13 protein-coding genes are annotated in these 16,863 nt (G+C 68.5%); 7 read left to right on the forward strand and 6 right to left on the reverse strand.

Annotation, left to right across the window (positions count from 1 at the left end; all coding sequences use genetic code 11):
* Positions 1-54: 54 nt before the first annotated feature.
* The gene (locus tag E6G92_00720; protein TMJ18414.1) at positions 55-1,038 is read left to right on the forward strand and encodes a hypothetical protein; all 984 of its coding nucleotides are present in this window, start codon (positions 55-57) and stop codon (positions 1,036-1,038) included.
* Here the strand turns inward: E6G92_00720 and E6G92_00725 are convergent.
* From E6G92_00725 to E6G92_00735, 3 genes are read right to left on the reverse strand one after another with little or no spacing between them, the layout of a single operon-like run.
* Positions 1,035-2,027, reverse strand: a complete 993-nt coding sequence (locus tag E6G92_00725; GenBank protein TMJ18415.1) for a hypothetical protein — start codon at positions 2,025-2,027, stop codon at positions 1,035-1,037. The genes E6G92_00720 and E6G92_00725 overlap by 4 nt on opposite strands.
* 51 nt (positions 2,028-2,078) lie before the next feature.
* Positions 2,079-2,516: a CoA-binding protein gene (locus E6G92_00730; protein ID TMJ18416.1), complete on the reverse strand. Its 438-nt coding sequence runs from the start codon at positions 2,514-2,516 to the stop codon at positions 2,079-2,081.
* Positions 2,506-3,474: an Mrp/NBP35 family ATP-binding protein gene (locus E6G92_00735; protein TMJ18417.1), complete on the reverse strand. Its 969-nt coding sequence runs from the start codon at positions 3,472-3,474 to the stop codon at positions 2,506-2,508. The genes E6G92_00730 and E6G92_00735 overlap by 11 nt, the downstream gene beginning before the upstream one ends.
* 73 nt (positions 3,475-3,547) lie before the next feature.
* On the opposite strand from E6G92_00735, the gene hflK reads away from it, so the two are divergent.
* From hflK to E6G92_00755, 4 genes are all read left to right on the forward strand, one after another.
* Positions 3,548-4,639, forward strand: coding sequence for an FtsH protease activity modulator HflK (hflK, locus tag E6G92_00740; GenBank protein ID TMJ18418.1), 1,092 nt, complete (start codon positions 3,548-3,550; stop codon positions 4,637-4,639).
* Entirely contained in the window at positions 4,636-5,499 is an 864-nt protein-coding gene (locus tag E6G92_00745) for a protease modulator HflC (protein TMJ18419.1), read from the forward strand. The genes hflK and E6G92_00745 overlap by 4 nt, the downstream gene beginning before the upstream one ends.
* 101 nt (positions 5,500-5,600) lie before the next feature.
* The gene (locus E6G92_00750; GenBank protein ID TMJ18420.1) at positions 5,601-7,178 is read left to right on the forward strand and encodes a Do family serine endopeptidase; all 1,578 of its coding nucleotides are present in this window, start codon (positions 5,601-5,603) and stop codon (positions 7,176-7,178) included.
* A gap of 175 nt (positions 7,179-7,353) precedes the next feature.
* The gene (locus E6G92_00755) at positions 7,354-9,267 is read left to right on the forward strand and encodes an oligopeptide transporter, OPT family (protein ID TMJ20635.1); all 1,914 of its coding nucleotides are present in this window, start codon (positions 7,354-7,356) and stop codon (positions 9,265-9,267) included.
* 130 nt (positions 9,268-9,397) lie between these two features.
* Here the strand turns inward: E6G92_00755 and E6G92_00760 are convergent, their stop codons facing one another.
* The 3 genes from E6G92_00760 to queF form a co-directional block, all read right to left on the reverse strand.
* Entirely contained in the window at positions 9,398-12,058 is a 2,661-nt protein-coding gene (locus E6G92_00760; protein TMJ18421.1) for a M1 family metallopeptidase, read from the reverse strand.
* Between the two features lie 79 nt (positions 12,059-12,137).
* Positions 12,138-13,169 (reverse strand): 2-dehydropantoate 2-reductase, encoded by a 1,032-nt coding sequence (locus E6G92_00765; GenBank protein TMJ18422.1) that lies wholly within the window; start codon positions 13,167-13,169, stop codon positions 12,138-12,140.
* A gap of 163 nt (positions 13,170-13,332) precedes the next feature.
* On the reverse strand, positions 13,333-13,779 hold the full coding sequence (queF, locus tag E6G92_00770; GenBank protein ID TMJ18423.1) for an NADPH-dependent 7-cyano-7-deazaguanine reductase QueF: 447 nt from the start codon (positions 13,777-13,779) through the stop codon (positions 13,333-13,335).
* On the opposite strand from queF, the gene E6G92_00775 reads away from it, so the two are divergent.
* Both E6G92_00775 and E6G92_00780 read left to right on the forward strand, forming a co-directional pair.
* Positions 13,778-14,899, forward strand: a complete 1,122-nt coding sequence (locus E6G92_00775; protein TMJ18424.1) for an AI-2E family transporter — start codon at positions 13,778-13,780, stop codon at positions 14,897-14,899. The genes queF and E6G92_00775 overlap by 2 nt on opposite strands.
* A complete protein-coding gene (locus tag E6G92_00780; GenBank protein TMJ18425.1) occupies positions 14,896-16,863 on the forward strand; it encodes a M28 family peptidase in 1,968 nt (655 codons plus the stop codon). Before E6G92_00775 ends, E6G92_00780 begins: the two co-directional genes overlap by 4 nt.

Here is a 16,863-nt window from a genome sequence, read left to right on the forward strand (position 1 = left end):
TTTTCGTCCAAAGGGCCTATCGTCCGCTCGATTGCTGATTGGGATCGAAAGCCGATGAGTCGCCGCCCTTCTTCCCTGTGGTTCGCGGGGCTCTCCTGCGCCCTGGTCCTGTCGAGCCCACTTCGCGGCCAGCAGCAGCCAGCGGCGGCACCGGAGCCGGGCACGGAGACGATCGACTACCACGTCCTCGAAACGCGGATGACCGTACCGGTGAGCATCGGCGCTCACGGGCCTTTCAATTTCATCGTCGATACCGGCTCGGAGCGGACGGTCGTGTCCGAGGAGCTGGCGCGCGATCTGGCGCTCGGTCCGGGCCGCACCGCCACGGTTCACAGCATGACCGAGGTCAGCCAGATCCCGACCGTCATCGTTTCCGACCTTCGCATCGGCCAGCGGACCATGGAGGACGACATCCACGCCCCGGCGCTCGCCCGCACCAATCTCGGCGCGGCCGGAATCCTCGGCGTCGACACGCTCCAGCAGCAGCGCGTGATGTTCGATTTCAAGCGGCACGAAATGACGGTGATGCCCTCCCAGGCGTCGCCGGGGCGCTGGCCGGAAGGCACGATCGTGGTCACCGCGCGCAGCCGCTTCGGGCGGCTGATGCTGGTGGACGCGGCGGTCGATGGCGAGCGTGTCTACGTGATCATCGATACCGGCGCCCAGGTCACGGTCGGCAACACCGCTCTGCGCCGCGCGCTGGAGCGCCGCAGCCGGCTCGGGCCGACCGCCCAGGTGCGGATGATCAGCGTCACCGGCGGCCAGTTCACCGCCGATTATACGGTCGCCCGCCGGATCCGCATCGGCGGCGCGGACATCGTCAACCTGCCGATCGCCTTCGCCGACGTTCACCCGTTCAACGCGCTCGAGCTTCTCGACCGCCCCGCCATCCTGCTGGGCATGGACGCGCTGGGGCTGTTCGAGCGGGTATCGGTCGATTTCGCCAACCGCCGGGTGCGCCTGCTGACTCCGGCTTCCTCGCTCGACGGCGCCGTCATCCATATCGCCGGGGGCGGCTCGACCCGGCTGGGCAGCTAAGCGAAAATCTCCGCATCGTCGGTCGCGGTGTGGAGAGACCGGAAGATTCCGCCGGGGACCATCACGCCGAGATAGGCGATCGGGATGCCGACGATCAGGCCGATGGCGAAGAGGATCGCGGTGCCCTGCTGCGGCGCGGGATTGAATTGAAGGGCGGCCGCCGCGCCGAGCCCGACCACGATCATCACTGCGAGGAAGACGGCGAGGAGCCCGAATCCGAGCAGCGCCAGATAGCGCAATATGCCCCACTGCTCCTCCCAGGTCAGCCGCCAGGATTCGCGAACGGCGGCGACGAGGTTGAGGCTTTTGCGTTCGGCCATGATCGCGGCCGTGCAGCTCAGGCGCGCGGTCAGCCACAGCCAGACGAGGCCCAAGGCGATCAGCATCACCGCGATCGCACCGCTGCCGCCGACCATGGTGGCCGCCATTCCGATATTTCCCGTCGCTGCGCCGATCATCATCATCAGCAGCAGGACAGTCACCACACCCACCGCCATCACCGCCGACATCAAAGTATAAAACACCGCCGACGCCACGATCACCGGCGCCGCGGCGAGTATTCCGAGCAGGAGCGCGAGGCCCGGCTGGGCCATCATCTGTGCGAAGGTGACGGCGCCGATCGCGATCGCGCCGGCAAGTATGGCAACGGCCATCACTCCCGTTGGGAGCCCGAAGAGCAAAGCGGGGCCGAGCGACGCCTCGCGGCCGAGGCCGACGCGCAGCGATCCGAAATAGCCGGCCGTCTGCAAAACGTAGCCCAGCGCGACGGCGGCGAGCAAGGCGGCGCCGTATGCCGGTCCCGCCCCGACGCCATTGGCCCCCAGCAAGGCGGGATTGGGCGTCCCGGCGAGCGTTCCGGCCATGCCGAGTTGCAGGGCCATGGGAGCGAGGATGCCGAGGCCGATCAGCAATATTGCGTGATAAAGCGGCTTGCGCGTGACCAGCGCATATCCGAGCGACCACGCTCTGCCGAACCTGAAATCTTCCATATTTTCTTCCCCCTTGCCCGACGACCCTTGTCGGCAAGGCGGGGCGCGGGATCAAGCCGCGGAATCGACTTTCGGGACTCCCAGGCGGGGAATTTCGATTTTGGGACAACGGTTCATGACGACCTTGAGGCCGGCCGCTTCGGCCCGGGCCGCGGCTTCCTCGTTGATCACGCCGATCTGCAGCCAGACCGCCCTGGCGCCGGCGGCGATCGCCTCGTCAACCGCTTCGCCCGCGGCCATCGGCCGGCGGAAGATGTCGACCAGGTCGATCGGCTCGCCGATCTGCGCGAGCTCGCGCCAGACATATTCGCCGTGGATATGCTCGCCGGTGATCTGGGGGTTCACCGGCAGGACTCGGTAGCCCTGGCGCTGGAGGAAGGCCATCACGCCGTAGCTCGGGCGGTCGGGCCGGTCGGAGGCGCCGATAATGGCGATCGTCCGGGTTTCGGCGAGCAGCTCGTAAATGTCCTCGTCGCGCTCAAGCGGCATCGCCGGCTCCTTCAACCTGTTCGAGCAGCCTAACGGCCAGGCCGCGGAAGATATCCGCTTCCTCGCCTTCGCCGGCGGCGGGCGGCCGGCCGGCGTCGGAGGCTTCGCGGATTGAGAGGCGCAGGGGAATGCGCCCGAGAAAGGGGATTCCCATCGTCAGCGCAGCCGCCTCGGCTCCGCCGCTGCCGAAGGGGTCGCTGGCCTCGCCGCAATGGGGGCATGTGTAGCCCGCCATGTTCTCGACGAGGCCGATCACCTCGACGTGCATCTTGCGAAACATATCGATCGCCCGGGCGGCGTCCATCAGCGACAGGTCCTGCGGCGTCGAGACGATCACCGCGCCCGCCGGCTTCCACTTCTGGATCAGGGTCATCTGCACGTCGCCCGTGCCCGGCGGCAGATCGACGACCAGCAATTCGCAATCGCCCCAGTCGCCCTCCATCAGGTTGGAAAGCGCGCTCGCGGTCATCGGGCCCCGCCAGGCCACCGCCGTGTCCGGCTCGATCAGCTGGCCGATGGACAGCATCCTGACGCCATGGGTGGATGCCGGCACGATCTGCTGGCCGGCGAGCTCGGGCCGGCTCGCATTGCCCATGATGCGCGGCTGGGAGGGGCCGTAAATGTCCGCGTCGACGAGGCCGACCTTCTTTCCCATCCGCCCGAGCGCGACGGCGATATTGGCCGATACGGTCGATTTGCCGACCCCGCCCTTGCCGCTGCCGATGGCGATGATCGTGCGCTGGACCTTCTCGGCGGTCATCGCCACGCGGGTTTCGGCGACATCCGCCAGGCCGGCGGTGGCGGCGCGCACCTGATGCTCCATCTCGGCCCGTTGCCCGGCGGAGAGGCCGGTGGCGTCGAGCATGATCGTGGCGACGGCGTCTTTCACCCGTACCAACGTTACGCGCTCGCCAACATCGGCAATCCCGGCCAGCACTTTTTCAAGCTCTTCGCTCATCGGCCCGCGCGATAGGCAATGGATCGCGGCTTGGCACTGTTTTTCCGCAAGGGGCCTTCCTATAAGGCCGTCCATGATACGAATTTTCGGCCGCGGCGCGCGGGACGGCGCATCGCTCAGCGACAATCGAGGCGGCCCCTGGGGCCCGGGCGGCGGCGGCGACGACGACGGCTCCGGTGGAGACGGCGGTCGTCCGCGCAACCCCTGGGGGCAGCGGCGGCGAAGGCCCTCCTCCGGCGGCGACGGCGGCCCCAATCCGTTCGAGGACCTCCTCAGGAGGGGTCGGGAGCGTTTCGGCGGCGGGATGCCGCAAAGCGGGAGGCCTTATTGGCTTTACGGGCTGATCGCCTTCATCGCCTTGTGCTTCCTGTGGACCACGACACATCAGATCAACTCGCGCGAGCGCGGCGTCGTCACCACCTTCGGCTATTATTCCCGCACGCTCGGCCCCGGCCTCGGATTCACCATGCCGTGGCCGATCAGCAGCGTCGAAGTGATCGACGTCGAGGAGATCCGTGATCTCACCATTCCCGATGGCCAGACGGAAAACCTGATCCTGACCGGCGACCAGAATGTGGTCAATCTTGCCTACACGGTTCGGTGGAACATCAAGAACCCCGAGCGCTACCTGTTCCAAATCTCCAATCCCGAGCAAACCATCCAGGAGGTGGCCGAGAGCGCCATGCGTGCCGTGCTCGCGCGGGTCAGCCTCGACGACGCGCTCGGATCGGGCCGGGCGGAGATCGGGCGGCGCGTCCAGGAGAATATGCAGCAACTGCTCGACGATTACGGCTCGGGCGTTCAAATCCAGAGCGTGTCGATCAATCAATCGGTGCCGCCCGCCGCGGTCAACGACGCGTTCCTCGACGTCTCGGCCGCGCAGCAGCAGGCGCAAAGCGCGATCAATCAGGCGCGTGCCTATGCGTTGCAGCAAACGGCGCGAGCCGAAGGAAGCGCCGCGGAATTCGAGAAAATCTACACTCAGTATCGCGCGGCTCCCGAGGTCACCCGGCGCCGCCTCTACTACGAGACGATGGAACGCATTCTTTCCCAGGTCGACACGACGGTGATCGAGGCGCCCGGGGTTACGCCCTATCTGCCGCTCCCGGAGGTGCCGCGCGGCGCCCCCAGGCCTGCTCCCGCCGAAGGAGTGCCGGCGCGATGATCCGAGCGATGAGAAATCCGATCGCGCTCGTGCTCGTCGCGATCCTGCTGCTGATCCTGGTCGCCAACACCTTCTCGATCGTGCCCGAGACCAAGCAGGCGGTGGTCGTCCGCTTCGGCCAGCCGCAGCGAATCCTGAACCGCTACCGGCCGAACGAGGATTTCGGCCAGACCGGGGCGGGGCTCGCGGTGCGCATGCCCTTCGTCGACCGGATCGTGTGGATCGACAAGCGCATCCAGTCGCTCGAAATGGAGAACCAGCAGGTGATCTCGAGCGATCAGCTGCGCCTTCAGGTCGATGCCTTCGCGCGCTACCGGATCGTCGATCCGCTGCGCATGTACATGTCGGCACGGACCGAGGCGCGGGTCAGCGAGCAGCTTCAGCCGATCCTCGGCTCGGCGCTCCGCAACGAGCTCGGCCGCCGCCCGTTCGCGGCCTTGCTGAGCCCCGAGCGCGGGCAGATGATGGACAATATCCAGGAAGCGCTGAACCGGGTCGCCAGACAATATGGCGCGGAGATCGTCGACGTTCGGATCAAGCGCGCCGACCTTCCCGACACCACCCTGGAATCGGCCTACGACCGGATGCGCACGGCGCGGCAGCAGGAGGCCGGCAACATCCGCGCCCAGGGCCAGCGCCAGGCGCAGATCATTCGCGCCGAAGCGGATGCGGAGGCCGCCGCGACCTATGCCGGCGCCTTCAACCAGGATCCGCAATTCTACGATTTCTGGCGGGCCATGCAGTCCTACCAGATCACCTTCCTGTCGCCCGGCACGGCGGAAAACCCGCGCGGGCGATCGAGCATCATCCTGTCGCCCAACAACGACTATTTGCGGCAGTTCAGGGGCGCCAGCCGCTAAAACCGGGGTGGCCATCATTCAAACTTCGTTCAGACGCCTTACATAGCGTGGCAATAGTGCCGGAGGGCTCCCGGCAGAGCATCTAGGAAGGAAGCAAGACCGTGCGTTACGTCTATGGCATTACCGGCGCCATTCTCCTCGGCGGCGCCGCCGCGACACTGAGCCTCAACCCAGTCACCGCGCAGACGGCGCAGAACGAGCCCGGCACGATCGCCGCCACCGCTCCGGGCGGCGCGCCGATGAGCTTCGCCAACCTCGCCGAGCGGCTCCAGCCGGCGGTGGTCAACATCTCGACTCGCCAGAGCGTCACCACCCAGCGCCGGCAGATGCCGCCGGGCTTCGAGGAATTCTTCCGCCGCTTCGGCGGCGAGGCCCCGAACAGCCAGGACGAGGGCCCGGTGACCCAGCGGGGCGGATCGCTCGGCTCGGGCTTCATCATCTCGGCCGACGGCTACATCGTCACCAACAACCACGTCGTCGCGCCGGCGCGGACCGACGCGGTGGTCGAGCAGATCACCGTCACCCTCGCGGATCGCACCGAATATGAGGCCGAGGTGGTCGGCCGCGACGTCGCCTCCGACATCGCACTGCTGAAGATCACGCCGGCCCGGCCGCTGCCGTTCGTCCGCTTCGCCGATTCGACGCGGGTGCGGGTCGGCGACTGGGTGCTGGCGATCGGCAACCCGTTCGGCCTCGGCGGCACGGTCACCGCCGGAATCGTCTCGGCGCTTCACCGCAACATCGGCGCCGGCCTCTACGACCGCTACATCCAGACCGACGCCTCGATCAATTCGGGCAATTCGGGCGGCCCGATGTTCGATCTCAACGGCAACGTGATCGGCATCTCGACCGCGCTCATCTCGCCCACGGGCGGCAATGTCGGCATCGGCTTCGGCATTCCGGCCGAGCAGATCCGGCCGATCGTCGAAACCCTTCGGCGAGGCGAGCACGTCCGGCGCGGGTATATCGGAGTCGGCATGCAGGACGTGGACGAGGGAGTCGCGGCAGCGCTCGGAATCGACCGCAACCGCGGCACGCTGATCCGCTCGGTCACCCCGGGCGGCCCGGCCGCGCGTGCCGGCCTCCAGCCGGGCGACGTCGTCGTCAGCGTCGCCGGGCAGCCGGTGACTCCCGATCAGACCCTCGCCTACATCGTCGCCCAGCAGGCGGTCGGCGCGCGCGTGCCGATCGAGCTGATCCGCCAGGGCCAGCGGCGCAACGTCACCGTCGCCGTGGCCGAACGGCCGAGCGAGGAGGAGCTCGCGCGGCTCAACGGGATCGAGGACGACAGCGCCGCAACCGATGGCGGCGGCGGAGGCAAGCCGACCGCGGCGCCGGAATCGTCCGGCCAGCGCTCGACCCAGCAGAGCCTCGGCGTTGCGGTCGAGCCGCTGACTCCGTCAATGGCCCAGCGGCTCAATATCCGCGATGCCAGCGTGCGCGGCCTGGTCGTCGGCCGGGTCGATCCCAACAGCGACGCGGGGCAGAAGGGCCTTCAGGCCGGCGACGTCATCCTGTCGATCAACCAGCAGCCGACCACGACGCCCGAGGCGGCAGCTTCGATCGTCGACGCGGCGCGCCGCGCCGGGCGCAACACCGTGCTGCTGCAGGTGAAGCGGGGCAACAACCCGCCCGCCTATATCGGCGTGGAGCTGGCGCGGGCCACGCCCGCGCGCTGACGGGTTTGGGCACCACGTCCGTTCGCCCTGAGCCTGTCGAAGGGCCTTCCTTCTTCCTCTCGAAAAGGGGAAGAGGAGGGCTTCGACAGGCTCAGCCCGAACGGGCAAGCTTGATCACCGTGTTCCGGGAGAGACGAGCTTGAGCGACGCCGCAGCCGGAACCGCCCTTCGCGAGCTGACGCTTCGGGGCGTCCTCCTCGGCGGCCTCATCACGCTCGCCTTCACCGCGGCCAACGTCTATCTCGGCCTCAAGGTCGGCCTGACCTTCGCCACCTCGATTCCGGCCGCGGTGATCTCGATGGCCGTGCTTCGCTGGTTTCGCGACAGCTCGATCCTCGAGAACAACATCGTCCAGACCATCGCGTCCGCGGCGGGCACTCTGGCGGCGATCATCTTCGTCCTCCCGGGCCTGGTGATGATCGGCTGGTGGCAGGGCTTCCCCTTCCTGACCACTGCGGCGATCACCGCCACCGGCGGCATTTTGGGTGTCATGTTCTCGGTTCCGCTGCGCCGGGCGCTCGTCGTCGACAGCGACCTTCCCTATCCTGAGGGCCGCGCCGCGGCCGAGGTGCTCGAGGTCGGCTCGGGCAGCCGCGAGGGCGCCGCGGAAAGCGCCGCCGGCCTCAACATCCTCATCTGGGGCAGCCTCGTCTCCGCCGGTTTCGCGCTTCTCACCCAGATGAAGCTCGCGGTCGCCGAAGCCTCGACCTGGTTCCGCGTCGGGCGCGGGGCGACAGGCCTTGCGGGAGGGCTTTCCTTCGCCTTGTTCGGAGTCGGCCATCTGGTCGGCCTGTCGGTCGGTCTCGCCCAGCTCGTCGGCGTGATCACCGGCTCCTGGCTGCTCCTTCCGATCCTCACCAACCTTCATCCCGCCGAAGGGGAGGCCGAGGCGGTCGCCGGCGCGACCTTCGGCAATGACGTGCGCTTCTTCGGCGCCGGGGTCATCGGAGTCGCCGCCGTTTGGACCCTGCTCAAGATCGCCGGCCCGGTGATCGGCGGCATCCGCTCGGCGATGCGCGCCAGCGCGGCCCGGCGCGGGGGCGAGGCGCTGGCGCTGGAGGAGCGCGATCTCCCGATCTCGGTGGTCGGCTTCGGCTCGCTCGCTATCCTGGTGCCGATCGCCTGGCTGCTGTGGAGCACGATCGCCGGCGGTCCGCTCGAAGGGGCGGCGGTGGCGCTGATCGCCGGCGCGTTGCTGTTCGTGGTCGTGATCGGGCTGATGATCGCGGCGGTCACCGGCTACATGGCCGGACTGATCGGGGCCTCGAACAGCCCGGTCTCGGGCATCGGCATCCTTTCGGTGCTCGCCTCCTCGCTGCTTCTGGTCGCCTTGTTCGGGCGCGACGTTCCGCCCGGCACTTCGCAGGCGCTCGCCGCCTATGCGCTGATCGTCACCGGAATCGTGTTCGGCGTGGCGACGATCGCCAACGACAATCTGCAGGACCTGAAGACCGGCCAATTGGTCGGCGCGACGCCCTGGAAGCAGCAGGCGGCGCTGATCGTCGGAGTCGTCTTCGGCTCGCTCGTCGTGCCCCCGGTCATGGACCTGCTCAACGTCGCCTTTGGCTTCGTCGGCGCTCCCAATGCGGGCCCCAACGCGCTGGCCGCGCCCCAGGCGGGGCTGATCTCGACGCTCGCCAAGGGCGTGCTGGGTGGCGACCTCAACTGGACCATGCTCGGCTGGGGCGCGCTGGCCGGAATCGGCTTCGTCCTCCTCGACGCGCTGCTCGGCCGGGCGAAGATGCTTCGCCTGCCGCCGCTGGCGATCGGAATCGGAATCTATTTGCCGATGGCCGTGATCCTGCCGGTCACGATCGGCGCCGTGGTCGGCTGGTTCTACGATCGCTGGGCCGAGAAGCGCCCCGATCCCGAGCTCGCCAGGCGCTTCGGCACGCTGACGGCGACGGGAATGATCGTCGGCGAGAGCCTGTGGGGCGTCGCCTTTGCCGGAATCGTCGCCGCATCCGGCAGCGATACGCCGCTGGCGATCGTCGGAGACGGCTTCGAGCCGGTGGCGCTCATCGGCGGCACCTTGCTGTTCGTGGGGCTCGTGTGGCTGCTTTACGCACGGACGAAGCGGGTCGCTTAACCCGTATTCTGCTTTCTAATCCCTCCCCCTGAGGGGGAGGGTAGGGTGGGGGTTTACGGCGTTCGTGGTTATTCGCGAACGCCGGAACCCCTCACCCCAACCCTCTCCCCATGGGAGAGGGAGTGTACCTCTACCCCCGTCGCGCCTCGAACCAGCGGGTGATGTCGGGCAGCCGGTCCTGCCGCACGCGCAGCCGGTCCTGGATCGAGGCGATCGCGCGGTCGGCAGGGGCCCGCGATTGCGGAGTCATGTGCTGCTCGGCGTAGCGGCGGAGCTTGTCGACCATCGCCGGATCGGTCGAGCGCGAGCCCAAGCCGGCGATATAGCGCGAGCGCGAGGAGGCATCGACCAGCCGGTCGACCTGCTCGCGATGGGCCAGCGCGTAATCGAACGCCATGTCGGGATGGCCGCCGGAAACGGCCGAGATCAGCGAGCTGGAATTGGTCGTTCCCGGCTCGTCGGTCAAAGCGAGGTCGAGCGCGCGCTGCGACAGCGCCGGATCGCGCGCCGCGCCGAGCAGCCGGTAGAGCTGCTGGCGGACCAGCGGGTTGCGCTCGGCGCGGGCCATTTCGTGGAGGCGGTCCCAGGTGGCGGAGTTGGCGTTGCGGGCGACCACTCCGAGGATCGTCTCGCGCAAGGGGCCGGCGGTCACCGAGGGGTCGCCCGCGGCGAAGCGGCGGTTCGCTTCGGCGACGACCGCCGGGTCGCCCAGCCCTCCGAGCGTGCCGATCAGCTCGTCGCGGAGCACCGAATCCTTGGCCGGCTCGCCCCGCCGCGGAGTCCAGCCCAGGCGGGCGAGGAGAGGGGAAAGCCTGGCCGAGGCGTAGCGCGAGACCAGCGCCTGGTGCGCCGGGTCCCCGTCGTACATGCCGTGGATCTGGGAGAGGATGGCCGCGATCCGCGCCCACAGGCGGCTGTTGGCCGCTGGCGGGGCAGCGTCGGCCATGTCGAGCGCGAGCGAAGCGTTCTGGTAGCCGGCGAGGCCGAGCGACCAATTGTCGGCGAGAAGGCCGATCTGATCGACCGGACGCAGCCGCGCGAAGCTGCCGGTGAGGCGCTGAAGCAAGGCCGGCGCGTAGAGCGTGCGGTAATAGCCCGTCTGGCCGTAATTGACGACCAGAGGGCCGCATCCGGGAACGGTCAGCCGTCCAGCGCCGCCTTCGACCAGGGTCCGCGCCGGAGCGCCGCCGGCGCCGGCGATCACCGGCACGCGCCAGCGCAAGGGCTGGCCCTCGCGATTGTCGCGGCTGAACTGGCTCTGCTCGAGCGCGACCTGGGTGCGGCCGCCGGCGCACGAGGCGCTGGTTACCCTGACCAGCGGGACGCCGGGCTGGAGGGTGAAATCGTGGGCGATGGCGGTGATCGGCCGCCCCGCGGCGGTCTCGACGCTTCGCCACAGATCGTCGGTCAGCGTGTTGTTGAGGCGATGGCGGGCGACGTAGGAGCGAACGCCCGTCCGCCACGCAGTCTCGCCGACATAATCCTCGAGCATGGCGATCACCGCCTCGCCCTTCTGGTAGGTGATCGCGTCGAAGGCCTGGCTCATCTGGTCGACGGTGCGGATGTCCTGGACGATCGAGTGGGTGGTGCGCAGCGAATCGAGGCTGATCGCGGCCTCGCGCCCGTCGATCCGGCCGAGCAGGGGCTCCCATTCCGGGTGAAGCGCGGCGCTGGCCTTGGTCTCCATCCACGAGGCGAAGCCTTCGTTGAGCCACAGGTCGTTCCACCAGGCCATGGTGACGAGATCGCCGAACCATTGGTGCGCCATTTCGTGGGCGGCGACGGTGAAGATGTCCTGGCGGCGGGATTCGGTGGTGATCGCGGGGTCGACCAGGAGAACGCTTTCGAAGGTGAAGATCGCGCCCCAATTCTCCATCGCGCCGAAGAACTGGCTGCTGCCCGGGCCGGCGACGTTGTCGAGCTTGGGCAGCGGGTAGTTGGTTCCGAAATAAGTGTTGTACCAGGGCAGGATCCGCGCCGCGCTCTCAAGCGCCCAGCGGCCCTGCTCGCCGGCGCCGCGGCGGGTGACGACGCCGATCTCGGTCCCGGCCGAGCGGGTCGTGATCCGGTCGAACTCGCCGACTCCGAGGAAGAGCAGGTAGGAAGACATGGCCGGCGTGGTCTGGAAGGTGACGAGGCTCGTGCCGTCGCTCTGACGCTCGGTTCGCGCGGCGGGCATGTTGCCGACCGCCATCTCCCCGGCGGGGACGACGACGCTGAGATCGTAGGGCGTGCGGAATTGCGGCTCGTCCCAGCCCGGGAAGAAGCGGCGGGCGTCGGGCGCCTCGAACTGGGTGAAGAGCGCGCGCTTCGCGGCGCCGGAGGCATCGTTGTAGTCGAGCGCGAACAGGCCCGCGGCCTGGGTCTCGATCTTTCCGGAATAGTCGATGCGCAACTGGTAGCGGCCGGGGGCGAGGCGGTCGGCGAAGCGGAAGGTGACCGTCTGGTTCTCCTCGTCGCTGCTCCTCCCCGTGCCGCGGATGTTGGTGCCGCCGGGGCCGATCAGGCTGACCGAGTTGAAATCCAGGTCGAGCGCGTTGAGCGTGATCCGGTCGGTCGGCTCGAGCACGGCGAGCTCGATCGTCTCGATACCGCTGAAGCGCAGGTTCGCGGCGTCGGGCCGGACCCGGATCGTGTAGTGGAGCGGCCGGACGCTGCGCGGCAGCTGGCTCGGCACGTCGGTACGGACCGGCTGGACCGCCGCAGGCGTGGGCGCGCGCTGGGCCGCGCCAGGGGCGGTGGCGGCAATGGCAATGGCCAGGGTGGAGACGAGCGGGAGCCTGCGCAGCATGACAGCGGCCTTTCTAATCTGTCCCCCGCGCAGCCGCATGGAGCCGCCGGCGGGCGAGTGTCAAACGAAAGAATGATATTCAGTATCCGAAGCCCGCGGCGCCGCGATGGTTGCGAAGCACGTGGGCGCGCAGCTCGGCGCTGCTCCAGGTGCGGTGGACTCCGGCTTCCGCCTGATGGACGAGGCTGACGATCTCCTCGTTGACGGGCGCTCGGCGGCCGAGGGAGTAAGCGAGCCTCACCACCTCTCCGTTCAGATAGTCGATCTCCGTCGGCCGTCCGGCGCCGAAATCGTCGGCCATGGAGGAACGCGCATTGGCGTCGATCTTCTGCCGCTTGAGCACCAGCTGGCGGAAGACGAAATCGGGCGCGCCGATCACGTGCGGCATGAGGTGCGGCGCGATCGGCCCGGTCTTGGCCGGCACGATCCCGGCGGCCTTGAGGATCCCGAGCGCCTCGATCTGAAGGGCCGCCATCACGCGCCGGTAATTGCGGTCGGCGAGCTGCTCGAGCAGCGGCTTGCCTGAGAGCGCGTTGACCGCATTGTTGAGGTTGATGAGGAGCTTGCCCCAGGCGACTGCGACCATGTCGTTCGAGAGGTGGAGCCGGCCCGAATTCTTGCCGATACGCTCGGAAAGAGCGCGGGTGAGAGGGTGGTCCTCGACCCAGAGCGTCCCGGCGACGCCCTTGTGCCAGCGGCCGTTGCCGAGCGCGGCGACGTTGAACGGCACCATCCCGCGAAGGACCGTCGCGTTGGGCAATTCGGCCTTGAGGAGGTCGACGTTGCTGACGCCGTTCTGGAAGCTGATCACGGCCACGTCCTTTCGCGCGTGGCGGGCGATCTCCTTGGCCGCGGCCTCGGTTCCGGTGCTCTTGACGCACAAAGCGATGAGGTCGGCGCCCGCGAGGTCCTTCGGGCGGGAGGCGAAACCGATCTCGTCGGGCCTGAGCTCGATCCGCCGCCCTTCGCTGTCGGTCAGCGTCAGGCCGTTCTCGGCGATCTCCTGTCCGATCCGCTCGCGGCCGATCAGGGTCACGTCCAGCCCCGCCGCGGCCCAGGCGCCGCCGACGTAGCAGCCGATCGAGCCGGCGCCGTGGACGGCGATCTTCACTTAAGAGTCATCCCGGCGAAGGCCGGGACCCATGAACTCGGGAACGGGGAATCCGGCTTCAACGTCGACGCCGAACGCCAACCGAAGGTGTTCATGGGTCCCGGCTTTCGCCGGGATGACTCCCTGATTGTCGGCTTGGCCCACTCTTCTAACCAAATGCACTCTAGCCCCGGCCGCGATAGGGCGCCACGCCCTGGTCCGGCAGCCACAGGCCCTCGGGCGGGGCGCCGCTCTGCCAGAAGACGTCGATCGGGATTCCCCCGCGTGGATACCAATAGCCGCCGATCCGCAGCCAGCGGGGCTTCATCTCCCCGGCGAGCCGCTGCCCGATGCCCACCGTTACATCCTCGTGGAAGCCGCAATGGCTGCGGAACGAGGCGAGGAACAGCTTCAGCGACTTGGATTCGACGATCTGCTCGTCCGGCGCGTAGTCGATCACGAGATGGGCGAAATCGGGCTGGCCGGTGACCGGGCAGAGCGAGGTGAATTCGGGCGCCGCGAAGCGCACCAGGTAGAGCGCGCCCGGCCGCGGATTGGGCACGTAATCGAGCTTTGCCTCTTCGGGCGAGGCGGGAAGCTTGCTGCTTCGGCCGAGATGGGTCAGCGCCATGCGTGCCTCTCTAACCGCTCGCCTGTGTTGGCGGAAGGGTTCGGCTGCGTTAGGGAACATCATGGACGAAGCCCCCGCGCGCGCGCGCCCGACCCTGTTCGCCTCCTGGATCGGCTTCGTCCTCGCCGCCGCGGCGGCGGTCGTCGCCCTGTGGTTTCTCGAAAAGATCGTCATCGCCATCCTGCTGCTGTTCTTCGCTGTGGTGGTTGCGATCGCGCTTTCGGCGCCGGTCGAATGGTTCGTCCGGCGGGGCATGTCGCGCCACGGCGCGGGTTTGCTGACCCTGCTGCTGTTCTTCGCCGCGATCGGCTTGCTCGGGGCGCTCGTCATTCCGCAGATCGCGGCGCAGATCGTTCTGCTGGTCAATCAGCTGCCGGAGTTCATCGTCAGGATCGACGGCCAGATCGCGGCGCTGTTCGCGCGCTATCCCGAGCTTCACGCCTATTTCAGCGGCGGCGCCGGCACCGCGTCGCTCGCGCCTCCTCCAGCCGCCGTCTTCGAGGGGCTGAGCGGCATTTCGCTGTCGCTCCTGGCGCTGGTCGCTCTGGCGATCATCTTCCTCAGCACGGTCGCCTATATCGTGCTCGATCCGAAGCCGATCCTCAGGGCCTATCTCTACAGCCTGCCGCGCCATTCGCTGGCGCCGGGCATGCGCGCCTATCGCCGTGCGCGCCATTCGGTGATCGGCTGGACCAAGGCGAGCCTCGTCATCGGCGCGATCCAGTCGGTCGGCGTGTTCGTGTTCCTGAGCCTGATGCACGTTCCGGGCGCCCTGGTCTGGGCGGCGCTCGCCTTCTTCGCCGACTTCATCCCGCGCATCGGCGGCTATGTGATGGCAGCGCCGCCGATCCTGCTGTCGCTGACGGTGGGGCCGATGACCCCGGTCTGGGTGACGCTCTACTATCTGATCTCGAACGAGATATTGGGGAGCGTCGTCGCGCCCAAGATCCGCGGCGCGACGATGCAGCTTCACCCGGTGCTGCTGCTCTTCTTCACGCTCGCCTTCGCGCTCGCCTTCGGCCTGCTCGGCGCGATCGTCGCGACCCCGGCGGCGGCTTTCTTCCAGGCCTATTACAGCGAATTCTACCTGAAGCGGCCGCTGCGCCGGGCGCGCGCATGACGCTCCTGGGGGCATTGCTGCTGCTCGCTCAGGACGCCTCCGCGCCGCCGCTTCTGCCGCCCGAGCAGGGCCGCGCGATCGCCGCCGAGGTTTCGGGATCGATGGCGCTGCGGACGGTGCGCACGCTCTCGCAGCATCACCGGATGCGCGGCTCGGAAGGCTATCGCGCCGCCGCCGGGGCGATCGCGGAGCGCTTGCGCGAATACGGCCTCGAAGGGGTCGAAATTCTCTCGCTGCCGGCCGACGGCACGATCTTCTACGGCACCCAGCGCTCGCGGCCCGCCTGGAACGCCCGCTTCGCGGAATTGTGGGAGGGACAGGAGCGGATCGCCTCCTGGGCGGAAAATCCGATCGGCCTCGCGCAGGACAGCGTCTCGGGCCGGGCCGATGCGGACCTGGTCGATATCGGCGCGGGAACCGCGGAGAGCGACTATGCGGGCAAAGAGGTGCGCGGGCGGCTGGTGCTGACCTCGTCGCAGCCCGAAGCGGTCGAAGCGCTCGCCGTCGGCCGCTTCGGGGCGGCGGGGATCGTCTCCTGGGCACAGAACCAGCGCACCGCCTGGTGGGGCGAGGACGAGAGCCTGGTCCGCTGGGGCCATCTCGATACCTTCCCCGAACACCCGACCTTCGCCTTCATGGTCTCGCCCGCCCGGGCCCACGCCTGGCAGGCGAGGCTGGCTCGCGGCGAGCGCGTCCACTTGCGCGCCGAAGTGGATGCCGCCCGCAGCGCCGGCGCCTATCTAATTCCCACCGCGGTCATCCCCGGCCGCGACCGGGCGCACGAGATCGTCTTCTCCTGCCACCTCGATCATCCCTCGCCGGGCGCGAACGACAACGCCTCGGGCTGCGCCGGCGAGCTCGAGGCCGCCCGGGCGTTGAGCCGGCTCGTCCGCAGCGGCGCGCTGCCGCGGCCCGAGCGAACGATCCGCTTCCTCTGGCCGTGCGAGGTCGAGTGCACGATCTCGCTGCTCAACGCGCGGCCGGAATTCGCCCGCCGCGCGCTGGCGACGATCCACCTCGACATGATCGGCGGCGACACCGAGATCACCAAGTCGGTGCTTCGAGTCCACGGCTCGCCGCCCAGCCTGCCGAGCTTCGTCTCCGACGTGGGCTTCACCTTCGGCCGCTGGGTCAACGCCCAGTCGATGGCCTATGCCGATACCGGCCGGGCCGATTTCCCCTTGCTCGACCCACAGGGCAGCCGCCGCGCGCTGCAGGCGGAGATCGGCGGCTTCAACGAGGGCAGCGACCACGAGGTCTGGGCCGAGGGCAGCTGGCGCGTGCCGGTGATCTACATCGCCGACTGGCCGGACCGCTACATCCACACCCAGCGCGACGTTCCCGACAATCTCGATCCGACCAAGATGCGCCGCGCCATCTTCATCGCCGCCGCCTCGGGCTGGTATCTGGCGAATTTGACCGGCGGTGAGGGCATTCTGTCGGCGATCCGCACTGGAGAGCTGGAGCGCGCGGCGCGGACCGAACAACATGTCGCGGAGCTTCGCGCTTCGGGGGCGACCGAGGACGATCTTCTCGCGCCGTGGCGGCATTATCGGTGGGCCTATGGCGAGGTGCTCCGCTCGATGCAGCGTTTCGCTCCGATCATCATTGGCGATGAAGGGCGACTCACCAATGCGCTGTCGCTGGCTCGGCCAGCCATGCCATCCGGTCCCGTCTATCGCCGGGTCCGCAGCGAAGGGCCGATGAATGGATTCGGCTGTTCCTGGTTCGACGATCACTTGGCGCGCGCACATCTGCCGCGGCCGCGCCTCCTGGCCCGCGAGCCGGACGGGGAGGGGGCATCGTTCGGCTACGAGGCGCTCAACCTCGTCGACGGGCATCGAAGCGTCGGCGAGATCCGCGACGAGCTCACCGCGACGGTCGGCGCCGTGCCGCAGGAGGACGTCGCCGAATATCTCGAAACGCTGGCGCGGCTGGGGGTGATCGCGCGGACCGGAGGCTAA

It is taken from the genome of Alphaproteobacteria bacterium (genome assembly GCA_005883305.1).
Classification (GTDB): domain Bacteria; phylum Pseudomonadota; class Alphaproteobacteria; order Sphingomonadales; family Sphingomonadaceae; genus Allosphingosinicella.